At 57.2% G+C, this 20,461-nt stretch carries 16 protein-coding genes; 13 read left to right on the top strand and 3 right to left on the bottom strand.

The window, feature by feature from the left end; genetic code table 11:
• Position 1: 1 nt before the first annotated feature.
• The 7 genes from IPN69_22685 (at position 2) to IPN69_22655 (ending at position 9,884) form a co-directional block, all read left to right on the top strand.
• Positions 2-943, top strand: coding sequence for an amidohydrolase (locus IPN69_22685; protein MBK8813514.1), 942 nt, complete (start codon positions 2-4; stop codon positions 941-943).
• Positions 940-1,503: a TlpA family protein disulfide reductase gene (locus IPN69_22680; GenBank protein ID MBK8813513.1), complete on the top strand. Its 564-nt coding sequence runs from the start codon at positions 940-942 to the stop codon at positions 1,501-1,503. The genes IPN69_22685 and IPN69_22680 overlap by 4 nt, the downstream gene beginning before the upstream one ends.
• A gap of 116 nt (positions 1,504-1,619) precedes the next feature.
• A complete protein-coding gene (locus tag IPN69_22675) occupies positions 1,620-1,811 on the top strand; it encodes a DUF2892 domain-containing protein (protein MBK8813512.1) in 192 nt (63 codons plus the stop codon).
• A 23-nt stretch (positions 1,812-1,834) separates the two neighbouring features.
• Positions 1,835-3,199, top strand: a complete 1,365-nt coding sequence (locus tag IPN69_22670) for a TolC family protein (protein MBK8813511.1) — start codon at positions 1,835-1,837, stop codon at positions 3,197-3,199.
• A 61-nt stretch (positions 3,200-3,260) separates the two neighbouring features.
• A complete protein-coding gene (locus IPN69_22665; protein ID MBK8813510.1) occupies positions 3,261-4,496 on the top strand; it encodes an efflux RND transporter periplasmic adaptor subunit in 1,236 nt (411 codons plus the stop codon).
• A 17-nt stretch (positions 4,497-4,513) separates the two neighbouring features.
• On the top strand, positions 4,514-8,554 hold the full coding sequence (locus IPN69_22660; GenBank protein ID MBK8813509.1) for an efflux RND transporter permease subunit: 4,041 nt from the start codon (positions 4,514-4,516) through the stop codon (positions 8,552-8,554).
• A 133-nt stretch (positions 8,555-8,687) separates the two neighbouring features.
• The gene (locus IPN69_22655) at positions 8,688-9,884 is read left to right on the top strand and encodes an aminotransferase class I/II-fold pyridoxal phosphate-dependent enzyme (protein MBK8813508.1); all 1,197 of its coding nucleotides are present in this window, start codon (positions 8,688-8,690) and stop codon (positions 9,882-9,884) included.
• A gap of 64 nt (positions 9,885-9,948) precedes the next feature.
• On the opposite strand, the gene IPN69_22650 is transcribed toward IPN69_22655, so the two are convergent.
• Positions 9,949-11,613: a VCBS repeat-containing protein gene (locus IPN69_22650; protein ID MBK8813507.1), complete on the bottom strand. Its 1,665-nt coding sequence runs from the start codon at positions 11,611-11,613 to the stop codon at positions 9,949-9,951.
• A 196-nt stretch (positions 11,614-11,809) separates the two neighbouring features.
• Between IPN69_22650 and IPN69_22645 the strand changes: the two genes are divergently transcribed.
• The 6 genes from IPN69_22645 (at position 11,810) to IPN69_22620 (ending at position 18,316) form a co-directional block, all read left to right on the top strand.
• Positions 11,810-12,586, top strand: coding sequence for a VWA domain-containing protein (locus tag IPN69_22645; protein ID MBK8813506.1), 777 nt, complete (start codon positions 11,810-11,812; stop codon positions 12,584-12,586).
• Between the two features lie 544 nt (positions 12,587-13,130).
• The gene (locus IPN69_22640; GenBank protein MBK8813505.1) at positions 13,131-14,312 is read left to right on the top strand and encodes a phosphopentomutase; all 1,182 of its coding nucleotides are present in this window, start codon (positions 13,131-13,133) and stop codon (positions 14,310-14,312) included.
• A gap of 398 nt (positions 14,313-14,710) precedes the next feature.
• Entirely contained in the window at positions 14,711-14,992 is a 282-nt protein-coding gene (locus IPN69_22635) for a hypothetical protein (GenBank protein ID MBK8813504.1), read from the top strand.
• Between the two features lie 36 nt (positions 14,993-15,028).
• Positions 15,029-16,363: a M48 family metallopeptidase gene (locus tag IPN69_22630; GenBank protein ID MBK8813503.1), complete on the top strand. Its 1,335-nt coding sequence runs from the start codon at positions 15,029-15,031 to the stop codon at positions 16,361-16,363.
• Positions 16,353-17,351 (top strand): hypothetical protein, encoded by a 999-nt coding sequence (locus IPN69_22625; GenBank protein ID MBK8813502.1) that lies wholly within the window; start codon positions 16,353-16,355, stop codon positions 17,349-17,351. Before IPN69_22630 ends, IPN69_22625 begins: the two co-directional genes overlap by 11 nt.
• A 455-nt stretch (positions 17,352-17,806) precedes the next feature.
• Positions 17,807-18,316 carry a hypothetical protein gene (locus IPN69_22620; protein ID MBK8813501.1) on the top strand — a complete coding sequence of 170 codons (510 nt, stop codon included), beginning with the start codon at positions 17,807-17,809 and terminating at the stop codon, positions 18,314-18,316.
• On the opposite strand, the gene IPN69_22615 is transcribed toward IPN69_22620, so the two are convergent.
• Entirely contained in the window at positions 18,317-18,871 is a 555-nt protein-coding gene (locus IPN69_22615; protein ID MBK8813500.1) for a DUF3501 family protein, read from the bottom strand.
• 205 nt (positions 18,872-19,076) lie between these two features.
• Positions 19,077-20,393, bottom strand: coding sequence for a 4Fe-4S dicluster domain-containing protein (locus IPN69_22610; protein ID MBK8813499.1), 1,317 nt, complete (start codon positions 20,391-20,393; stop codon positions 19,077-19,079).
• Positions 20,394-20,461 lie beyond the last annotated feature (68 nt).

Raw genomic sequence — 20,461 nt, 5'->3', positions numbered from 1 at the left:
AATGAAAAAGCAGACGCCTTTCGGCGAAATAGAAATCTTTGACGCGCACGCGCATTTTATTTCGCATAACTTTTTTGCAATGCTCGCGCGGCAGTCGGCGACGCTTGCGCGCGAGACCGATCCGGTTGGGAAGATCGGCGAGCTGACGGGCTTTCGAATGCCGCCGGAAGACCCTGCCGAACTCGCCCGGATCTGGGTCGACGAACTCGACGGACAAAGGGTTTCAAGAGCGTTGCTGATCGCGAGCCTGCCGAATGACGAAGAGTCGATCGCGAAGGCCGTTGCCGAGTTTCCGGAACGTGTCAGCGGCGGTTTCTTTTTCAATCCGTTGCAGGAGAATGCCGTCGAACGCGCGGGGCGCGCCTTTGACGAACTGCGGCTGAAAGTGATCTGCCTTTTTCCGGCGATGCACGGATTCTCCGTCGCTGACGATCCGAATGTCCGGGCGATAGCGGAACTCGCCGGCAATCGTCCGGGAACGGCGATATTTGTCCATTGCGGCGCGTTGAGCGTTGGGATCCGGAAGAAGATCGGATTGAAGAGCGTGTTCGACTTGCGGCTCTCGAGTCCGCTGGAAGTTCATAAACTCGCGAGCGAATTTCCGACGGTGAGTTTCATCATTCCGCATTTCGGCGCCGGACTTTGGCGAGAGACGCTGATGGCGGCCGATCTGTGCCCGAATATCTACATCGACAGTTCGAGCAGCAACAAATGGATGAACTATGAGGCGCCGGATCTCGAACTTGCCAAGGTCTTCGAAAAAACGCTGAAGGTCGTCGGGCCTGAACGCCTGCTTTTCGGAACCGACTCTTCGTTTTTCCCGCGCGGTTGGATTGTAGAGGTTTTCGACGTTCAGTCCCGGGTCCTGGCCGAGATCGGTATCGGAAAGGCGGACGCCGAAGCGATCTTCGGTGGCAATCTGAGACGGATACTGAACATATGATTCATCGAGACGATGCGGTCGAAAACAAGAAACCGAAATTACGCCGCCGGAATCTGATCGAGTGGGCGATCACGCTATCGATCAGCGTTGCGATACTCTATTTTCTCGCGCCGCCTTCGTGGTGGCAGTTCGGCCCCTGGAAGCCTGAAGATCGAAAACCGACGCCCGATTTCGCGCTTCGCAAAATGAATGGTGAAGCTTGGAACTTCGCGGATCAGCGCGGCAAGGTCCTGGTGGTTAATTACTGGGCGACCTGGTGCGGTCCGTGCCGTTTTGAAACTCCCGGACTGGTCAGCGCGGCGACGGAACTAACGCCGCGCGGCGTCGTATTCGTCGGCGTTTCGGTCGATGAAGATCCGCGACCGATCGCGCCGTTCGTCGAGAAATACAAGATCACGTATGAGATCCTCCGTCCCGGGCGCGATCCGAACACCGACGCCGAGATGGTTTTGCCGACCACTTTTTTATATGACAAGAAAGGATCGTTGGCGAAAAAATATACGGGGATCGTTCTCGAATCGACGCTCCGATCGGATGTCGAAAAGTTGCTGAACGAGTGATCTTGGGAAGTTTGCTTTCGCGTCTGTGATGGCCGCTTGACAAGGCAAGTGAAGAAGCTTACCTTAGATATAGCGTATAACTATATGGTTATACGCTAATGAATGGAGGTATTGATATGACAGTTAACAATATGCTGCATCTGATCGCCGGAGCGTTCGTCGTCTTGAGCGTCGTTCTCGGTATCTACGTCAGTCCGTATTTCTTCTATTTCACCATTTTCGTCGGCTTGAATTTAATGCAATCGGCCTTTTCCGGCTGGTGCCCGATGATCACGATTCTGCGAAAGGCAGGCTTCCGAGAAAACTGATCCGCGTTTTTGGAGTGCATCGTATGCCCGCGCAAAGGAAGTCGCACAATCTACTGACAACGCTATTGTTGTTCGTTCTCGCCGTTTTGCCCGGCGCCGCCCAACAGGTTTTCCCGCCGGCTCTTTCGGTCGAGAATGCGGCCGAAAAGGCCCTTGGTCAAGACCCGCGGACGCGAATTGCAGATGCGGCGATAAAATCCAACGAAGCGGCGCTCGCCGAAGCAAAGACCGGGAAACAGCCGATAGTTCAGTTCACGCAAAGCATCATCCGTTCGAACAATCCGGTCTTTGTTTTCGGGTCGAGGCTCGAGCAAGGCCGCTTCCGTTCGTCGAATTTCGCGCTTGACGCGCTCAACGATCCCGATGGATTGTTCAACTTCAGAACCGCGATCAGCGTTCAAAAACCGCTCTTCGACCAGCGCCAGACGCGTTCGCGCGTTTCGCAGGCGGAACTTGAAAAACGGCGTTCCGAGTTTCAGGGCGAATCGATCCGGCAACAACTCCGGTTCGATGTCGTCCGCAACTATTTTGCCGCCGTCCTCGCGAAGGAAATGCTGATGGTGAACGACGAAGCTTTACGGTCGGCCGAGGCGAACGTCAAAAAGGCAAAGGATATGGTCGAGGTCGGGATGACGACCGACGCCGACTTTCTCGCTGCCGAGGTCGAAGCGGCGAATGTCAATCAACAAAAGCTCGAAGCCGAAAGCAACGTCGTTACGACTGCGGCGGCGCTCAATATCGCGCTCGGCGCTCCTCCGGAATTCGAGTTCGAATACACGACAAGCATCGTCGAACGTTACTTTCCGATCGATTCGCGTGAGGAGCTCCTGCGGGCCGCATTCGAGAATCGCGCCGATTACAAGCGCGCCGAGATCGCGCTCGAGGTCGCCCGCGCGCGATCCCGCGGCGTCCGGGATCAGAAACTGCCGAGCGTCAATGCTTTCGGTAATTTAGGCTACAGTTCGCCCTATCTCGCAAACGGCAGCACCGATTACACGGTCGGAGTGAATTTGACCTACACGCTGTTCGATCCCGGCCGCAAGGCCCGTATCGAGCAGACCGTGACCGCCGAGACGATCGCCGCCGCCGAACTGGATGCGCTTGCGAATCAGATCCGGCTCGAGGTCATTCGCGCCGAACAGAATTTCAAGACCGCGAGGGCGCGGATACAGGTTTCCGTCAAAACGATCGAACAGGCCACCGAAGCGTTGCGCATCGTTCAGGACCGATACAAATTCGGCCTGACGACATTCAACGAAGTCCTGCGCGCGGAGTCGGCGCTGGTCCGGGCGAAACACAATCTGCTCGCATCGCGGTACGAGTATTACGTCAGCTACGCGTCGGTGTTGTTGGCCACCGGAAGACTAACGAACGCAAGCGCGTTCTGATTTTTGATTTTGGAAAGCGGTATTCAACTTAGCCGAAAGCGTATGTTGCAAGATCGACATCATGGTTGAAACCACCGCCAACAAAGGAATGAACGTTATGAACGTCAAATCGGGATATGTGATCATTGTCGGGGTTCTTGCTCTGACTCTGATCGGTTGCGGCAAAAAGGAAGAATCCGCCAAGGTCGCGCCGGCGGCGGAAGTTCAGAATGTGACGATCGCCAAGGTTACCAAATCTTCAATCGAGGATTTTTATGAGGCGACGGGCACCGTCAAAGCTGCGAAGACGACCGATGTGTCGGCGAATATGATGGGCCGAATCGTCGCGTTTCCGGTCGGCGAGGGCGACACCGTCGCGCGCGGCCAAGTCCTTGTGGAGATCGACAATCGCGAGAGTCAAACCCAGAAACAGCGCGCCGAGGGCGGATTGAAAGAAGCTCAGGCGGCGCTCGTCGAGATCGACAAATCGGTCATTGCGGCAAGGGCCGGCGTCAAGACCGCCGAAGAGAACAAAGCGCTCGCGGAGAAAACTTTTGGCCGGATCAAGGAACTCTACGAGCGGCGTTCGGCGAGCGCTCAGGAATTCGACGAAGCGCAGTCACGCCTGAAGGTCGCCGTCTCCGAGGTCGATCGCGCAAAGGCCAACGTCGAGACGATCATCTCCAAGAAGAAACAGATCAACGCCAGGATCGATCAAGCGCGCGCCGAGATCTCGGGGAGCAAGGTTTTTGAAAGCTATTCAAAGATCACATCGCCCGTTTCGGGCCTGATCATCAAGAAGTTCGCCGAAACGGGCGCCGTCGCCTCGCCCGGAATGCCGTTGCTCTCGATCGAGGACAGTTCGCTTTACAGACTCGAAGCCGCCGTCGAAGAATCGCGTTCGAAGCTTTTCCGCGTCGGCAATCGCGTTCAGGTCCGGATCGACGCGATCGGCGACGCGGAGATACTCGGAACAGTGTCCGAGATCCTTCCGTCCGCCGACGCGGCGAGCCGCAGCTACACCGTGAAGATCGATCTCCCCGCGAATTCGTTGCTCAGGACCGGGCTATATGGCCTGGCACGGTTCCCGATCGCGCAGAAGGAAGCGATCACGGTTCCGCAGGGCGCATTGGTCCAGCGCGGCCAGCTCTCGGGAGTTTTTGTTGTCGGCGCCGACGGACTGGCGCAGTTTAGAATCGTCACGACCGGCAAGACGTCCGATGGATTCGTCGAGATCTTGTCCGGACTGTCGGAAGGCGACGACTACGTTTCCGCCGACACCGCGCGCGTCACCGACGGCGCGAAGGTGAGGTTCTGAGTTCCGCGGAGCAAGAAATGAAGGAAGGAGCCGAACACACAGATAAATCCACGGGTTTCGCCGGACGACTCGCCGGCGCGTTCATACAATCGAAACTCACTCCGCTGATCGTCGCGGCGTCGATCCTGCTCGGCATCGGGGCGGTCTTTATGCTTCCGCGCGAGGAAGAGCCGCAGATCATCGTCCCGATGGTCGATGTGATGGTTCAGATGCCGGGCGCGTCATCGAAGGAAGTTGAAGAACGCGTCACGAAGCCGATGGAGAAACTCCTCTGGGAAATTCCCGGCGTCGAGTACATCTATTCGACCTCGTCGCCCGGAATGTCTCTCGCGATCGTGCGTTTCAAGGTCGGGCAGAACGAGGAAGACGCGATCGTCCGCCTCAATCAAAAGCTCTACGCAAATCTCGATCTCGTCCCGCCGGGCGCGTCGCCGCCGCTCGTCAAACCGCGCTCGATCGACGACGTGCCGATCCTCGCGCTGACGCTTTCGGCAAAGACATACGATCATTTCACTCTCCGGCGAATCGCCGCGCAGATGACCGATCAGATCAAGGAGGTCGCCGACGTTTCGGAGGTCAAGATCATCGGCGGCCAAAGGCGCCAACTGCGCGTACTGCTTGACGGTGCGAAAATGTCCTCGCGCGGGATCGCGCCGGCGGCGATCATTCCGATGATCGATCAGTCGAACCGGCAACTCAGCTCGGGTAAGATCGCCGCTCAAAACCGCGAGGCCTTGGTTGAAACCGGAAGTTTTCTGACGTCTGCCGAGGACGTCGGCAATGTCGTCGTTGGGGTCTTCGGTGGTCGTCCGGTCTTTTTGCGTGACGTCGCGACGATCACCGACGGACCCGAGGAGCCGGCCGATTACGTGATGTTCGGCCACGGCCCGGGTGAGAAACACACGGCCGGGGAAACCGCACAGAACGGCATTGAACCCGCCGTCACGCTGGCCGTTTCGAAACGCAAGGGAACGAACGCGATCGAGATCGCCGACAAGATACTTGAAAAGGTCGAGTCGATGAAAGCTTCGTTCATTCCGAAGGACGTGCGTGTCACAACGACCAGAAACTACGGCGAAACTGCCGCCGAAAAATCGAACGAACTGCTGCTTCATATGCTCATCGCGATCGCGTCCGTTTCGGCGCTGATCATGCTCGCGCTGGGCTGGCGCGAATCGGGAATCGTTGCCACCGCGATTCCGGTGACACTCGCGCTGACGCTGACGGTCTTCTATCTTTACGGTTACACTCTCAACCGGATCACGCTTTTCGCGCTCATCTTTTCGATCGGAATTCTCGTCGACGACGCGATCGTCGTCGTCGAAAATATGACGCGGCATTACGGATTGCCGGAAAACAAGGGGCGTTCGCTCGTTTCGATCGCGATTGACGCGGTCGACGAGGTCGGAAATCCGACGATCCTCGCGACGTTCGCCGTCATCGCCGCGATCCTGCCGATGGCGTTCGTCAGCGGATTGATGGGACCGTATATGCGTCCGATCCCGGTCGGCGCGTCGGCGGCGATGGTCTTTTCGATGATCGTCGCGTTTGTGGTCACGCCTTGGGCAGCACTCAAAATGCTCAAACGCGATGCCGTTCACGAACACGGCGACGAGGGATTCACGACGCGGCTCTATCGCAAGGTGATGACGTCGATCATCGTCAAACCGGTGTGGCGGTTCACGTTTCTGATCGGGGTCGTCGTGCTGCTGCTCGGTTCGATGTCTCTTGTCGCGCTGAAGTTCGTCAAGGTGAAAATGCTGCCGTTCGACAACAAGAGCGAGTTTCAGGTGATCGTCGATATGCCTGAAGGCTCGACGCTCGAACAGACCGCGGCGATCACGCGCGAACTCGCGGCGTTTGTCGGAACCGTTCCCGAAGTCGTCGACTATCAAACATATGTCGGCACCGCGTCGCCATACAATTTCAACGGTCTCGTCCGCCATTACTTCTTGCGGAGCGGCTCGAACGTCGCGGACATTCAGGTCAATTTGCTCGAAAAAGGCGAGCGTTCCGACCAGAGCCACGACATCGCAAAGCGCGTCCGGCCGGAGTTGCAGAAGATCGCGGTCAAATACGGCGCGCGCATCAAGGTCGCCGAAGTTCCGCCCGGTCCGCCCGTATTGCAGACGATCGTCGCCGAAGTTTACGGGCCGAATTATGAGCGCCAGATCGAGATCGCGCGCGGCGTCCGCGACATTCTCGACAAAACCGAAGGCGTCGTCGACGTCGATTGGTTCGTCGAGGACAACCAAGCGAAATTCAATCTGCTGATCAACAAGGAAAAAGCCGCGATCAGCGGGGTCTCGGCCGAGCAGATCGCGAACACCGTGCGTCTCGCGCTCGACGGCGCGAACGTCGGACTGCTCCACGTGCCGACTGAAAAGGAAGACGCGTTCATCAATCTGCGGCTTCCGAAAGCGGAACGCACAAGTCTCGACGATCTTCAGCAGATCAAGGTCGTGGGCGCCGCCGGGAACCTGGTTCCGATAAGCGAACTGGTCGAAATCAAAGAAGTCAGATCGGACAAGAGCATCTATCACAAGAACCTGATGCCGGTCGTCTATGTCACCGCGGACGTCGCCGGCGCGGTCGAGAGTCCCGTTTACGCGATTCTCGGTCTCAACGATTCGATCGAGGCGATGAAGCTTCCCGAGGGATACGCGCTTGAGCGCTACGTCGCCGCGCAGCCGTTTTTGACGGACAAGTATGCGATGAAGTGGGACGGCGAGTGGCACATTACGTACGAGGTGTTTCGCGACCTCGGGTTGGCCTTCGCGGTCGTGATGGTCCTGATCTATATCCTCGTCGTCGGTTGGTTTCAATCGTTCAAGACGCCCTTGACGATAATGGCGGCGATCCCGTTCTCGCTCGTCGGGATTCTGCCGGCCCACGCTTTGATGGGCGCGTTTTTTACGGCAACGTCGATGATCGGTTTCATCGCCGGTGCGGGAATCGTCGTCCGCAATTCGATTATTCTCGTCGATTTCGTCGAACTGCGGATGAAACACGGGATGTCTCTGATCGATGCGGTCGTCGATGCCGGTGCGGTTCGTTTCCGGCCGATGCTGCTGACGGCGGCCGCGGTCATCGCCGGATCGGCGGTGATGCTCGCCGATCCGATATTTCAGGGACTTGCGATCTCGCTGATGGCCGGAGAAGTCGCGTCCTTGCTGCTTTCGCGGATGGCGGTGCCGGTCCTGTTCTATCTCAGCGAGCGCCGCAAACATCCCGAACCGATGCGCGGACCGGATGAGCCGACGGTGCTTTGTCCGACCGATTTTAGTCCGCAGTCGGCCATCGCGTTGCGGTTTGCGGACAAATTCGCGAATGCGCTCGGCGCGAAACTGAAGATCGTACACGCCGTCGAACCCGATCTTCCTCCATATTTTACTGAGTCGCAGCTCGACGAACTGCTTTCCGAGGAACAACGCACCGACGACGCCAATCTGGCGCAGATCAACGCCTTTGCGCGTGGAAACCTGACCGCCGATGCGAAATTCGATTCGTTCGTCGTTGACGATTCGCCGTCTGCCGCGATTCTCGAAGATGCTGAAAAGAAGACGACGATGCTGATCGCGCTCGGCACGCGCGGCCGCGGCGGCATCGCAAAGCTCCGTTTCGGTTCGGTCGCGGAAACAGTGCTCCGTGAAAGCCGTGTGCCGGTTTTGACCGTCGGCGCGAAGGTCGATGCGGACATTGACGCCGCAATTAGGACGATTCTCTGTCCCATCGACGATTCCGAGGAATCTGCCGCCGCGCTGAAATACGCGGTCGACGCGGCGTCCCGATTCGACGCGGACCTCGTCGTCATCCGAAGCGGAAAAACACCCTGTCCGACGGACGAGATCAAGACTCGTTGCCGACTCCGCGAAGTCGAAAAGAAGGGTGACATTTTTGCCGAACTCGTCGAAGAATCCGCGAATGCGGATCTCATCGTGGTCGGTGTGAAGCACCGTTTCTTTGCCGATGGTTCGGCCGCCGGCAAAGTCGCCGGAATCATCGAAAATGCCCTGTGTCCGGTGATTGCCGTCACGGAAGCGAAGGATGAAAAGTGAAAAAGTGGAGACAGTAGATAGTGCAGAGTGCAAAGTGCAGAGTGCAGAGTGGAGAGAGAGTGCAAAGTGCAGAGACGAAGTCACTATGCACTATGCACTATGCACTAAGCACTATGCACTAAAGAGGTGACTTATGTTCGACCCTAGCAGCAGAATTCAGGATTATCTGGTTTTCGGTGAATTCGGCGATGTAAATCCGTCGATCACCGATTCCTCGACATTTACCTTTATGACGCCCGAGCGGATGGAGGAACTCTTCGAACACGAGATCGAAGGCTGTTTCCTCTATTCACGCCATTGGAATCCGACCAACAAATATCTCGCCAAGGCGCTTGCCAGAATGGAGGACAGCGAATCGGCGCAGGTCGCCGCTTCGGGGATGGCCGCGATCAGTTCGACGATACTTCAGATCTGCGACGCCGGCGACGAAATTATCGCCGCCCACACGATCTACGGCGGAACCTACGCGCTGTTCAAGAATATTCTGCCGCGGTTCGGGATCAAAGTGAACTTTGTGGACATCCGGAATCTCGACGAGATCGCGGCGAAGATCAACGAACGGACGCGGGTGATCTACTGCGAGACGATGAGCAATCCGCTGCTCGAGATCGCAGATATTCCGCGCATCGCGGAGATTGCGAAGGCAAATAACGCGAAACTCGTCGTCGACAACACGTTCAGCCCGCTGATCGTTTCGCCGATCCGGCTCGGCGCCGACATCGTCGTCCACAGTATGACGAAGTTCATCAACGGCACGAGCGATTGCGTCGCGGGCGCGGTTTGCGCGAGCGACGAATTCGTTCATCGGTTGACGGACATTACGTCGGGGACGGCGATGCTCCTCGGCGCGGTGCTCGATTCGATGCGCGCCGCGAGCATTCTCAAAAATCTGCATTCGCTGCATCTTCGAATGCGCCAGCACAGCACGAATGCGCAGTTTCTCGCGGAGCGGTTCAAAGGACTCGGCCTTAAGGTTCATTATCCCGGACTGCCGGAACACCCGCAGCACGAATTGCTGACGTCGTTTATGAACCCGGGCTACGGTTTCGGCGGGATGATCGCGCTCGACGTCGGCGAACTTGAGACGGCGAACAAACTGATGACGCGAATGCAGCAGGAAAAGGTCGGTTATCTGGCGGTCAGCCTCGGATACTTCAAGACTCTGTTCTCGCCTCCGGGACACAGCACTTCGTCCGAGATTCCAAAAGAGGAACGCGACGCGATTGGACTCAGCGAAGGGCTGGTGCGATTCTCGATCGGGCTCGACAACGACATCGAGCATACCTATCAACGGATCGAACGTTGCCTTCGGGAACTGGAGATCGTCTGAGCGAGACAAAAAGACCGGAAAGCTTTGCGGCTTCCCGGTCTCTTATTTCAAGCAATCGTTGCAGCTAGTTATTAAGGGCATTGGCGACCGGAAAGTCTCCGCTGGAACCCATTGGTTGGCTGAAAGCGCCGCTCGTCGAGCCGAGGAACCAGAAAGCACTCTCTCCGGCCACCGCGCTTGTCCGCCAGATGGCGTGGTCGGATTTGCCGTCTCCGTCGTAATCACCCGGAAGCGGAAAATCCGTCGCGGCCACTCCGAAGACCGTTTGCACGGCCGCTCCGTCCGAACTTCTGAGATGCCACCAAAGGATGGCAGCGCCGAAGGCCCTTACGGTGGCGAGATCGGTTTTGCCGTCGCCGTCATAATCGCCCGGTACGATCTGATCCGTCGGAGTCCCGAAAACCGTGTTTGAGATCCCGGCCGTTGTTCTATTGAACCAGAAGATCGCGTTGCCGCCGCCGTTGTTGCGCTGGATGACGAAGTCGTTCTTTCCGTCCCCGTCGTAGTCTCCGGGTGCAGGGAAATCACCGTTGAGGCCCCAAATCTGGTTGCTGATCGGTCCGGCCACGGCAGTCCTCCAGTACCAGACGCTGTTCTGTCCAACCGATGCGCCCGGCCGGTAGACCGCGACATCGTCCTTGCCGTCGCCGTTATAATCGCCGACAACACTCGGATTGTCTCCTGTGATGCCGAAATCGTCGATCCGGACCGTATTGGTCTGGCTTTGCAGAATGTAGAAGAACGCGTTTCCGCTCGGCTGATTGTTGGTCAATCCGCGCCAAACGGCGATGTCGGATTTGTTGTCGCCGTCGTAATCCGCCGGCACATAATTGTCCCCGTTAAGTCCCCAATCCGAGGCAACGGTCGTTGCCGTGCCGGTGTAGTTGATGAACCAGCGAATCTGTCCGCTCGGCCCGCCGCCGATATTGCGGACGAGCGCGTAGTCGGTTTTGCCGTCGCCATTGAAATCGAGGACGTGCTGGGTCGGTGCCGCGGGTCCTGCCGTGACGTTAATGTCGTCAACGCCGATCCACTCGTCACTTCCCACCGCGTTCGTCGTCATTATTCGAACCTGAACGAGGGCCTGATTGTTGGCATCCCCGGGGAGCGTTGCGCTGACCGGAGTTTCCAAGGTCGCGGTGCTCGGACCGGCCGAAGCGTCGGCGACGAATCCCGCCGCGACGTTGGTGAAATTGCCCGTGTTTCCGATTCGATATTGAAGCGCAACCGGTTGAATCGAGTTGTCAGCCGATCCGTCAACATCTCGCAATTTATAGGCGACATTGATGTTCGACTGACCGGTCGTATTCAAATAAAGCAGAACATACGGGGCATCCGCCGTTCCCGAGCCCTGCAATGCGACGGTCGGATTCGCGAGTGTGTCGAACTCGGCCACACCGCCCGAAGTCAGCGTGTTCGGGTTTGTCTGATTCGCGATCAGATCCAAATCGTTCGGCAAAGCACTGGTCGTTAAGAGAGTTTGCGGGTCGGTTGCCGTAGCAACAGTAATATCCTGACCCAGATATGCCTCGATGCCCAAAACCGGAGTCCAGTTGTCGTTGGTCGTAAGCACATTGGCGGTCCAGTCCTGCGCGAACGGAAGCGGCTGCGCCGTGCTGTCGGCGCTGACGCTGGTTATCGAAATGCCGGAAAACTGAAAAGAAATTACCGCCAACAAAGCAATAGCGGAAACAAGAATTCTCAAACGAATATCAAACAACTTAAACATATTTCTCCTTAAGATAGGGGCTGATTTTACGAAATCCACGCGCCCTGAAAAAGACGATAAGGACCTCTAGATTTCTGAATTTTCCAAAGAATAGCATAGATTCTGTTCTAGTCGTTAACCCATCTTATCGGAATCTAACACAAAGTTAACTCCGTATCGGCGAGTTTTGTTAGAATTCAAAAACGAGGTTGTGACAATGCAAAAATCGGTTTGTGTGGTTTTCCTTTGGCTTTTGATCTCATCGACGGTCTCGTTCGCGCAGACGGACGACGAGACCATACGCGTCGAAACACAATTGATCGATGTCCCGATCGTCGTCAATGACAAGACCGGCAAACCGATCCTGAACCTTAAGAAGTCGAATTTTGTTGTCTTCGAAGACGGCAAGCCGCAGGAGATCGCCGAGTTTTCGGCGACGAGCGCGCCGTTCGAAGTCGCGCTGCTGCTCGACACTTCCGGCTCGACGCGCGCGGATCTCGCGCTCATCCAGCGCGCGGCGGCGAATTTCGTCGAATCGCTTCGTCCCGGAGATCGCGTTTCAATTATTGCGTATCGAACCGAACGGACCGAAACCACTGCCTTTTCGGTAAGCGAGGTTCTGACGGGCCTGACGGCGGACCGGAAAATCCTCGAACGTGCGCTCGAAGCCTTCAAGACGAGCAACAGCACTCCGTTTTACGATAGTTTGCTGCAAGTCGCGAACATCGTTTTCCGGGACGTGCCGAAAGACGAATTTCGCGGCCGGCGCGCGCTTGTCGCCTTGACCGACGGCGTCGATTCCGCGAGCGCGGCCGAGTTTGACGAGGTCCGCTCGGGACTCGAAAAAGCCGGTATAATCAGCTTTTTTGTCGAGATCGACACCCGGGATTCGTTCGAAGAGAATCTGATGGGGAATTGCGCCGTCGGCGACAAGGTTCTCGACCGCTCAGATTCGCCGCTTCTATCGTACGTACTATCCAAAAATAAGAATTGAGAAGACTTACGATTTCTGCAAACTCGGCGACTTCGAGCGGCTCGAGATCAGCAAGGGGCTTTACGAACTCGCCGGAAAACAGCTTGACGAACTCGCGAAGCGCTCGGGCGGAAAGGTCTTTCCCGCCGTTGACCTCGCGGAAGCCCGCGCCGCGTTCAAATCGGTCGCCGGCGAGATCGGAACGAAGTACTCGCTCGGCTACTATTCGACCAACGAAAAGCGGGACGGAACATATCGCAAAATCACGGTCGAACTGAAAGGCGTTCCCGCGGGCGCGACCGTCCGCACGAGAGAGGGGTATCGGGCGATAAAGTGATTTGGGATTTTCGATTTTCGATTTTCGATTTTCGATTTGCGATTTTCGATTTGCGATTTCAGATTCCAGATTCCAGATTCCAGATTCCAGGATTGTGGAAAGTGCAGAGTGCAGAGTGCAACGGATTTGGACTAGTCACTATGCGTTATGCACTTTTCACTATCCACTATCCTGAAATCCCAAAATCGCAAATTGCAAATCGCAATTCGCAAATGAGAAGATGCCCGTATGTCATCGAATTTCAACCGCGTAATTTTGATGGTTCTGGACAGCGCCGGGATCGGCGAGATGCCGGATGCCGCGGCTTGGGGCGACGCCGGCAGCGACACGCTCGGTCATATTCTCGCGTCACGGCAGGTCAACTTGCCGAATCTGCAGAAACTCGGACTCGGAAACATCAAACCGCTCAACGGCGTTCCCGCAATTGGTTCTCCAAGCGGAAGTTTCGGAAAATGCACTCTCAAGTCCAACGGCAAAGACACGACGACCGGCCATTGGGAAATGGCAGGGATCATTTTGAAGAAAGCGTTCCCGACTTTTCCACAAGGTTTTCCGCCCCGCATCATCGGCGAATTCGTTGAAAAGGCTCGGGTTCCTGGAATTCTCGGGAACAAACCGGCGAGCGGTACCGAGATCATCAAGGAACTCGGCGAAGAGCACATCAAAACCGGAAAACCGATCGTTTACACTTCGGCCGATTCGGTTTTTCAGATCGCCGCGCACGAGGAGGTCATTTCCGTCGAACGCCTTTACGAGATGTGCGAGATCGCGAGACGGATCCTCGATGGCGAGGACAGGGTCGGACGCGTCATCGCCCGCCCGTTTCTGGGCTCGAACGCCGCCGATTTCAAGCGCACCGACAACCGTCACGATTATGCCGTCCCGCCCCCGGCCGATAATCTTCTGCCGCTGCTCAAAGACAATGGGCTCGATGTCGTCTGTATCGGCAAGATCGCGTCGATCTACGATTCGATCGGGGTTACCGAGGATCTGACGGCGAAAAACAACGAACAGGTTGTCAACGTCACGATCGGAGCGCTCGCCGCCGACACGCGCGGACTTGTTTTCTCGAATCTCGTTGACTTCGATATGCTTTACGGCCATCGGCGCGATGTCGAAGGATACGCGCGCGCGCTCGAAACCTTCGACGCGCGCCTGCCCGACATTTTCAACGCGATGCGCGACGACGATCTTCTGATACTGACAGCCGACCACGGCAACGATCCTTCGATGCCCGGCTCCGATCACACGCGCGAGTATGCGCCGCTGCTCGTCTACGGCAAAGCTGCCCGGCCCGGCGTCGATCTGGGCACACGCCAAAGCCTTTCCGACATCGGTCAGACGATCGCCGCGAATTTCGGTCTGGAACTGAAAGACGGCGTGAGTTTTGTCGAGGAGATCGTCCTTTAGGACAGAGCAAAGTCACCATTCTCAACGCATCGAATCGGTGCGTTTCGCAGTGCCGATCATTCGAACCCGACATCGGGAAAACGCCCGGCTCGCCGTCTTGCGATCACCAACGGCCGGACTTTTCAGGCACCACCAGAGACTCCGATAAAACCTGATCTTCGGCACCGCAAAACATTGCTTCAACAACTTTCGCGGGCGTATAATGGGAACAGCATTAACCAACCAAATCAGGGGTTATCGATATGGAAAAGATATGTTCCCGATGCCGCCAAGCCAACCCTGCGGAGGCTATGTTCTGCCGTTCCTGCGCCGCACCGCTCGGTCCGGCCCAGCCCGTTTTCCAACAACAATCGCCGCCGTTTCAACAGTGGGGCCAACCGCAGCCGGGAGGTCCAATGATGGCGCAGCCGCAGCCGGGATTTGCGCCGCCGCCGAGCAATCGGCCGGTGATCGCCCTGTGTTTGGTCATCGCCGGCTTCCTTTGCTGCGGTCCGATCCTGAGCATTCCGGGCGCGATTCTCGGCTGGATGGAGATGACGGCGATCAAGGAAGGCCGTGCGCCGCAAAGCGGATTGACAATGTCCCAGATCGCATTTTGGGGCGGGATCGCAATCAGCATACTGTCGTCGATCGGAATCGTGATCGGCATCCTGATGATGTTGGCAGGCAATGGTTTCTAATCAAATCTCGATCTGTTTCGAACGTAGGGTGCCGAGATGATTTGCCGAAACGGACATCAACAATCGACTCCGGGTTCGAAGTTCTGCATTTTCTGCGGCGTGCCGCTCGATGAGTCGGCGCCCGAAATTGCGGCTCCGACTCCGCCCGCCGCGCCGCCGATCCAGCCTCATCCGGCTCTGCCGCCGCCTAACATTGAATCGTCAACCTGTCAGGTCTGCGGCGGCGACGGCAGCCGTCTCGAAGCGTCACGCGTCCTGTGCGCCGAATGCGGTTGGCTGCGGCCGTTGACTCCCGGATACTACGTCAACTGCGAGGCGTTTCAGTGGGCGGCTGACGGAAAGGCGATGTCAACGCTGCGATCTATGAAGACGCTCACATCCCTCGCCCATACGATCTCCGAAAAGGTCGGCCGGCGCTGGATCGAAGCCACATTCAACGGCGTTCTACTCAGCGAAAGGCAACTGCCGCGGGTTTATCATCACGCCGTCAAGGCGGCGCGGATTCTCGGAATGCCGCGAATGCCCGATGTCTATGTTTCTGGCGACGTGATGTGGGACTGCCGGACGTACGGCACCGACAAAGACGCGTTCGTAGTCATCGGAACCGCGCTGCTGACAAATTTCAAGGGCCCCGAACTTCTGTTTCTCTTCGCCCGCGAGATGGGACATTGCCGTGCCGGGCACGCGCTGTGGAAAACGGTCATACGCTTTCTGATCGGCGAGCAAGGGCCGCGCAAAGGCGTTCTCGCCGGCGGGATCTTCAATGCTCTGAGTCCGTCGGCGCTGATCGAAGGGGCGATCGAGGTTCCGTTGCTCGCGTGGGCGAGGCAAGCCGAGATCACCGCCGACCGGGCCGGAATGCTCGCCGTCGGAGACGAAGAACTGGCGCGCCGGGTCCTGCTTTCGTGGTCGCTGAAATCCCCTTTTCTTTACAAACAGATCAGCGTCGAGGCGTGGCTCGAACAGCAGGCCGAGAGCGACGACGACGTCAACAAGCTTTCCGAGTTGATGACGTCTTCGACGCCCTATATAACGCGTCGGCTCAAGATAATGGACGAGTTCGCGCGCACGACGCACCTCAGGCAATGGCGCGACGTGATCAACAATTACGCGCCGCCGGTGACCGTTGAGATACGGCGCGAACCGGAATCCGATGCGGCGCCGAAAGATGTCCGGCTCAAATGCCGGCATTGCGGCGCACCGATGCGCGTGCCGGTAGCAGTACTTGAAGGCAAGGAAGTGATCAATCTCAGATGTCCGGATCCGAAATGCGGCAAAACGACCGTCATCAAAAAGAACAAGCCGCGCGAAGCGGTTGATTTGACGCCGAAACCGGAAAAACCAGAGAGGTACGAAAGCAATGACGACTGAAAATGTGACCATCACCGAAACCGCGCCCGACGGCACGGAGACCACGGTCGAGATAACGCAGACAAAGCCGGACGAAGCCGGCGGTGTGGGCGCTTCGTCGATCGTCGAGGAAGTCATCGACGCGCTCTTTGACGACGGGACCGTAGATTCCGAGGATCTGCAGGATTTCGAGGTCGTCGAAGAGGCTCCCGCCGAGGAAGAGGTCTTGCCTGAAGAAGCGATGCCCGAGGACGAGGTCTTGCCTGAAGAAGCGATGCCCGAGGACTATGTCGAAGCTGTTCCGGTCACGGAATCGCCGGTTTTCGCTGAAGAAGCCCAGGAATCTCCTGATACGGCAGACGCCGAAGCCGCCGCTGCCGAGGCGACCGAAGCCGCGGCCGCCGAAGCTCATACACAGGCGGCTGAGGCAGCGCAGCAAGCGGCCGATCAATTCGTCGAGCAGGGCGACTACGCCGCGGCCGCGGATGCGCGCGAAACCGCTGAGAACGAAGCCTGGGAAGCGGGCGATCAGAGCGCGCTTCACGGCAGCACCGCGGCCGAGATGGAAAGCGCGGACACAAGACAGGAGAACGCTGAGTATTTCGAACAACAGGAAGCCTGGCACGCTCAGCAGGGTGATTATTCGGCCGCCCGCGACGATGCCCGGAGCGCGGCGAACGAGACCGGTTGGGCGGATCATATGGCCGGCGGCGCGGACCACACGGGTCAGGCCGACAAAGAGGCGGAGCAAATGGACTGGGCCGTCTGGGAAGAAGGCAACGCCGATTATCAGGCCGCGAACGCCGAGTGGTACGCGGAGCGCGGCGACCTCGACCAGGCGGCCGCGAGCGCGGAAAGCGCCGGCGAACATCAGGCGGCGGCAGATTACCACGGCGACCTCGGCGAGCACGGCGGCGATATGGCGGTTTACGACGCCTCGTCCGACGTTTCGACCGGAGGTTCGTACGACGCCCCCGAAGCCGACACGACGGATTATTCTTCGGAGTAGGACTTGTAGTATCGGCCGCAGGACGGATTTTCTCCGAAACGGTCGGTCGGAGTCTAATCTCTATCGGTGTCGTGTCATTCCGATGCGGTTACTCGAGTTTTTTTGGGAATCCCAATTCGGAAGCTTTGAAGAACCGATATGAAGGAAGCAAATCGCGTTTTTGCAGAACACGGATCGGCGGGATGGCGGGGATTTGTTTCAGAAAGAGAAGGATCTCACGAAACGCTGAATCCGAATTATCCTCTTACATCCGGTCTATCGGTGTTCATCTGTGGCAGAAACGGCGCCGGGACCGCGTTTAGTAGGTTTTTCAAAGCTTCCGAATCCGAATCTGTAATTGAGCAAATCGGAACGATCGCTGACGGTTCGTCGTAATCAAAGTTTCCCGTGGGGCGTGAAACTGTTGATTCAGGTCCCTTTGAAGGGCATAATGAACCAAGATCCGATACTGCGATATGGAAAGAATCTGTCCGCAATGCCAAGCAAGCAACCCTGCCGACGGGAGTTTTTGTAGAGTCTGCGCGTCGCCGATCGCGTTGGTTCAGCCGACCTATTCGCAACCGCAGCCTCAAACGTGGCAGCAACCAAATCAACAATGGCAACAACCGCCGCCGTATCAATGGCAGGATGCGCCGCAAAATCAACAGTGGCAGCAGCAAACGCCGTTCGGAGGGCCGATCCAGGCATATTCGCCGAGACCGTTTCAGCCGGCGCCGAGCAATCGGCCGGTGATCGCGCTTTGTCTTGTGATCGCTGGGTTTATGTGCTGCGGACCGCTTCTCAGCGTTCCCGGCGCGATTCTCGGCTGGATGGAAATCAACGCGATCAGTGAGGGCCGCGCGCCAGAGAGCGGAAAGGGAATGGCGCAAGTCGCGATGTGGGGCGGGATCGTCGTTACCGTTCTTTCGACGATCGGAATCATCTTCGGAATTATCGGCGGCTTCCTTGGCTCGATCACTCCCTGATCAACGGGCGAGATCGGCGCAGAGCGCGGCTGCCTGTGAGTCTTCGAGGTCGGTTTCGATCGAGTATGCCGGATGCTCGCAACCGATCGCAACCGGAACCTGACCGCCGCAAACAAACTTCAGAAATTGCACCGAACTGATCTTCGCCTCTTCGTTCTGGCGTTCGTCCGGCTGCGCGTAGGCACGCGAGCCGTCGGCGAGTTTGAGATAAAGTTTCGCCGGAAGCCCGACCCATTCGGCGAGTTTTCGCGCCCGGTCGTCAACGTCTTCGATCTCTATCAAAAGCGTGGCGCAGAGTTCGCCCGGTCCGCCGACGAGTTCGTTGTAGGTGTCGAGTTCGTGCCGGATATCGGATTCGCGGACGATCTTTTCGGCGCGGACCATTTCGAGTATCTGATATCGGATCGTTTCGGTATTCTCGAACAGAAACGTCAGATAATCGCCGAGATGAATTCGCCGCGCGTCCTTCGCGCGCATCGCCGCCGCGCGGATCTCCGCCCGCTGCTCTTCGTAAGTGACGTAATCGAGAATGTCGGATCGTTCAACTTTTTTCATTGGAGTATTTGGGGTTGCCGCTAATTTCACTAATGACACGAATTTGCTTTTGAAATAAGCCCGCTATTGAACTTCAGACTCCGCCAACACAGATCAAAGCAACATTTTCGGAACTTCAGACTTCGACAACGCCAGATCGCTCGCGATCGTCGCATCAAAGCAATTCCTTGTGGAATTCGCGAAATTCGTGGCAATAAGACCAACATCAAAACTCGTCGCCGCGATAGGCTTTCGCGAGGATCGTCATCGGGTGCATCGGTTTGACGCCGGCGTGCTGTTCGAATTGGATCGCCGCGAGCGGGCAGTCGGTCGCCCAAACTTCCGCGTCCTTGTCCTGTTTCATCCCGTCGAACGCTTTCTTGCCGATCCGTCGCGACGGTTCAAAGCCTTCGACGGTCATCGCGTACGTCCCGTCGTGACCGCAGCATTCCATCGTCGTCACCGGAACGACGCCGAGAATTTTGCGGATCAAATCGCGGCCCTTGAAACCGACGGCCTGCGCGCGCAGATGACACGGCGCGTGATAGGCGACCTTGCCCTCAGGTTTCGATTTCACGTCCGCGCAAAAGCGCTCTTCGTTTCGGATCGACCAAAGATACTCGCTCGGATCCATCGTCGCCGCGGCCAATTTTTCGGCGTTGGCGCGGTCCCCAAGATCGACCAGATTCGGATACTCGCGACGGAGCATCATCGCGCAGGTCGGATTGATCGCCAAAACCTTTGCGCCTTTTTCGACGTACGGCAGCAGCTTTTCAATGTTGTTCTTCGCCATTTTGCGAAGCCCTTCGATGTCCCCGTGCTCCCAAGCCGGCATTCCGCAGCAGTTCAACCCCTTTGCGCAGGCCGTCTTGACTTGATTCTTCTCAAGTACCTCGACCGTGTCGCGGCCGATCTGCGGCTCATTGTTCTGAACGTAACAGGTCTGAAAAAGCACGACCTCGCCTTCGTCTTTGATCTTGTCGTTCTTTTCGGCCCATTTTTCGAACGTTTCGCCGGCAAAGTCCGGCAGGAGTTTGTCACGATGAACGCCGACGACCTTTTCGAAGAAGTACCGATGAATCTTGTTGCGGTTGGCGGTGTTCGCGAGGATCACCGGAAGGATGCGCGCCATCTTTCCGGCCTTGTCCGGGTCGCCGAGCACTTTGTCGCGAAGACTCGCTCCCTTTTCTTTATGGCGGACAGCCTTGAAACGGTGGACGAGCTTTGGAAAATCGAGTTTGAACTCGTGGTTGTCGCGCTCGGTGTAGGGGCATTGCACCTCGCACAGCTTGCACTGAAAGCACTCGTCCATCACCTGTTCGGTCTCTTTTTCCGAAACCTTGCGGACGTCGCCGTCGTGGTTCTCGTCGATGAATTTGAACAGGGAAGGGAACGAATCGCAGTACTTGAAACACATCCGGCAGCCGTGACAGATCTCGAACGTTCGCTCGATCTCTTTGTTCAGCCCATCCTTGTCCCAATACTTCGCTTCGGCGGGATCGTAAGAGAGTCCATCGGTTGGTGCGTAGGCGATATTACTCATAAACAGTGCAGAGTGCAAAGTGCAGAGTGAACAGTGCTTAGTGCTTAGTGCAGAGTGCAAAGTACGTA

It is taken from the genome of Acidobacteriota bacterium, assembly GCA_016715115.1.
GTDB lineage: Bacteria > Acidobacteriota > Blastocatellia > Pyrinomonadales > Pyrinomonadaceae > JAFDVJ01.
This window is presented reverse-complemented; position numbering and strand designations above follow the sequence as displayed.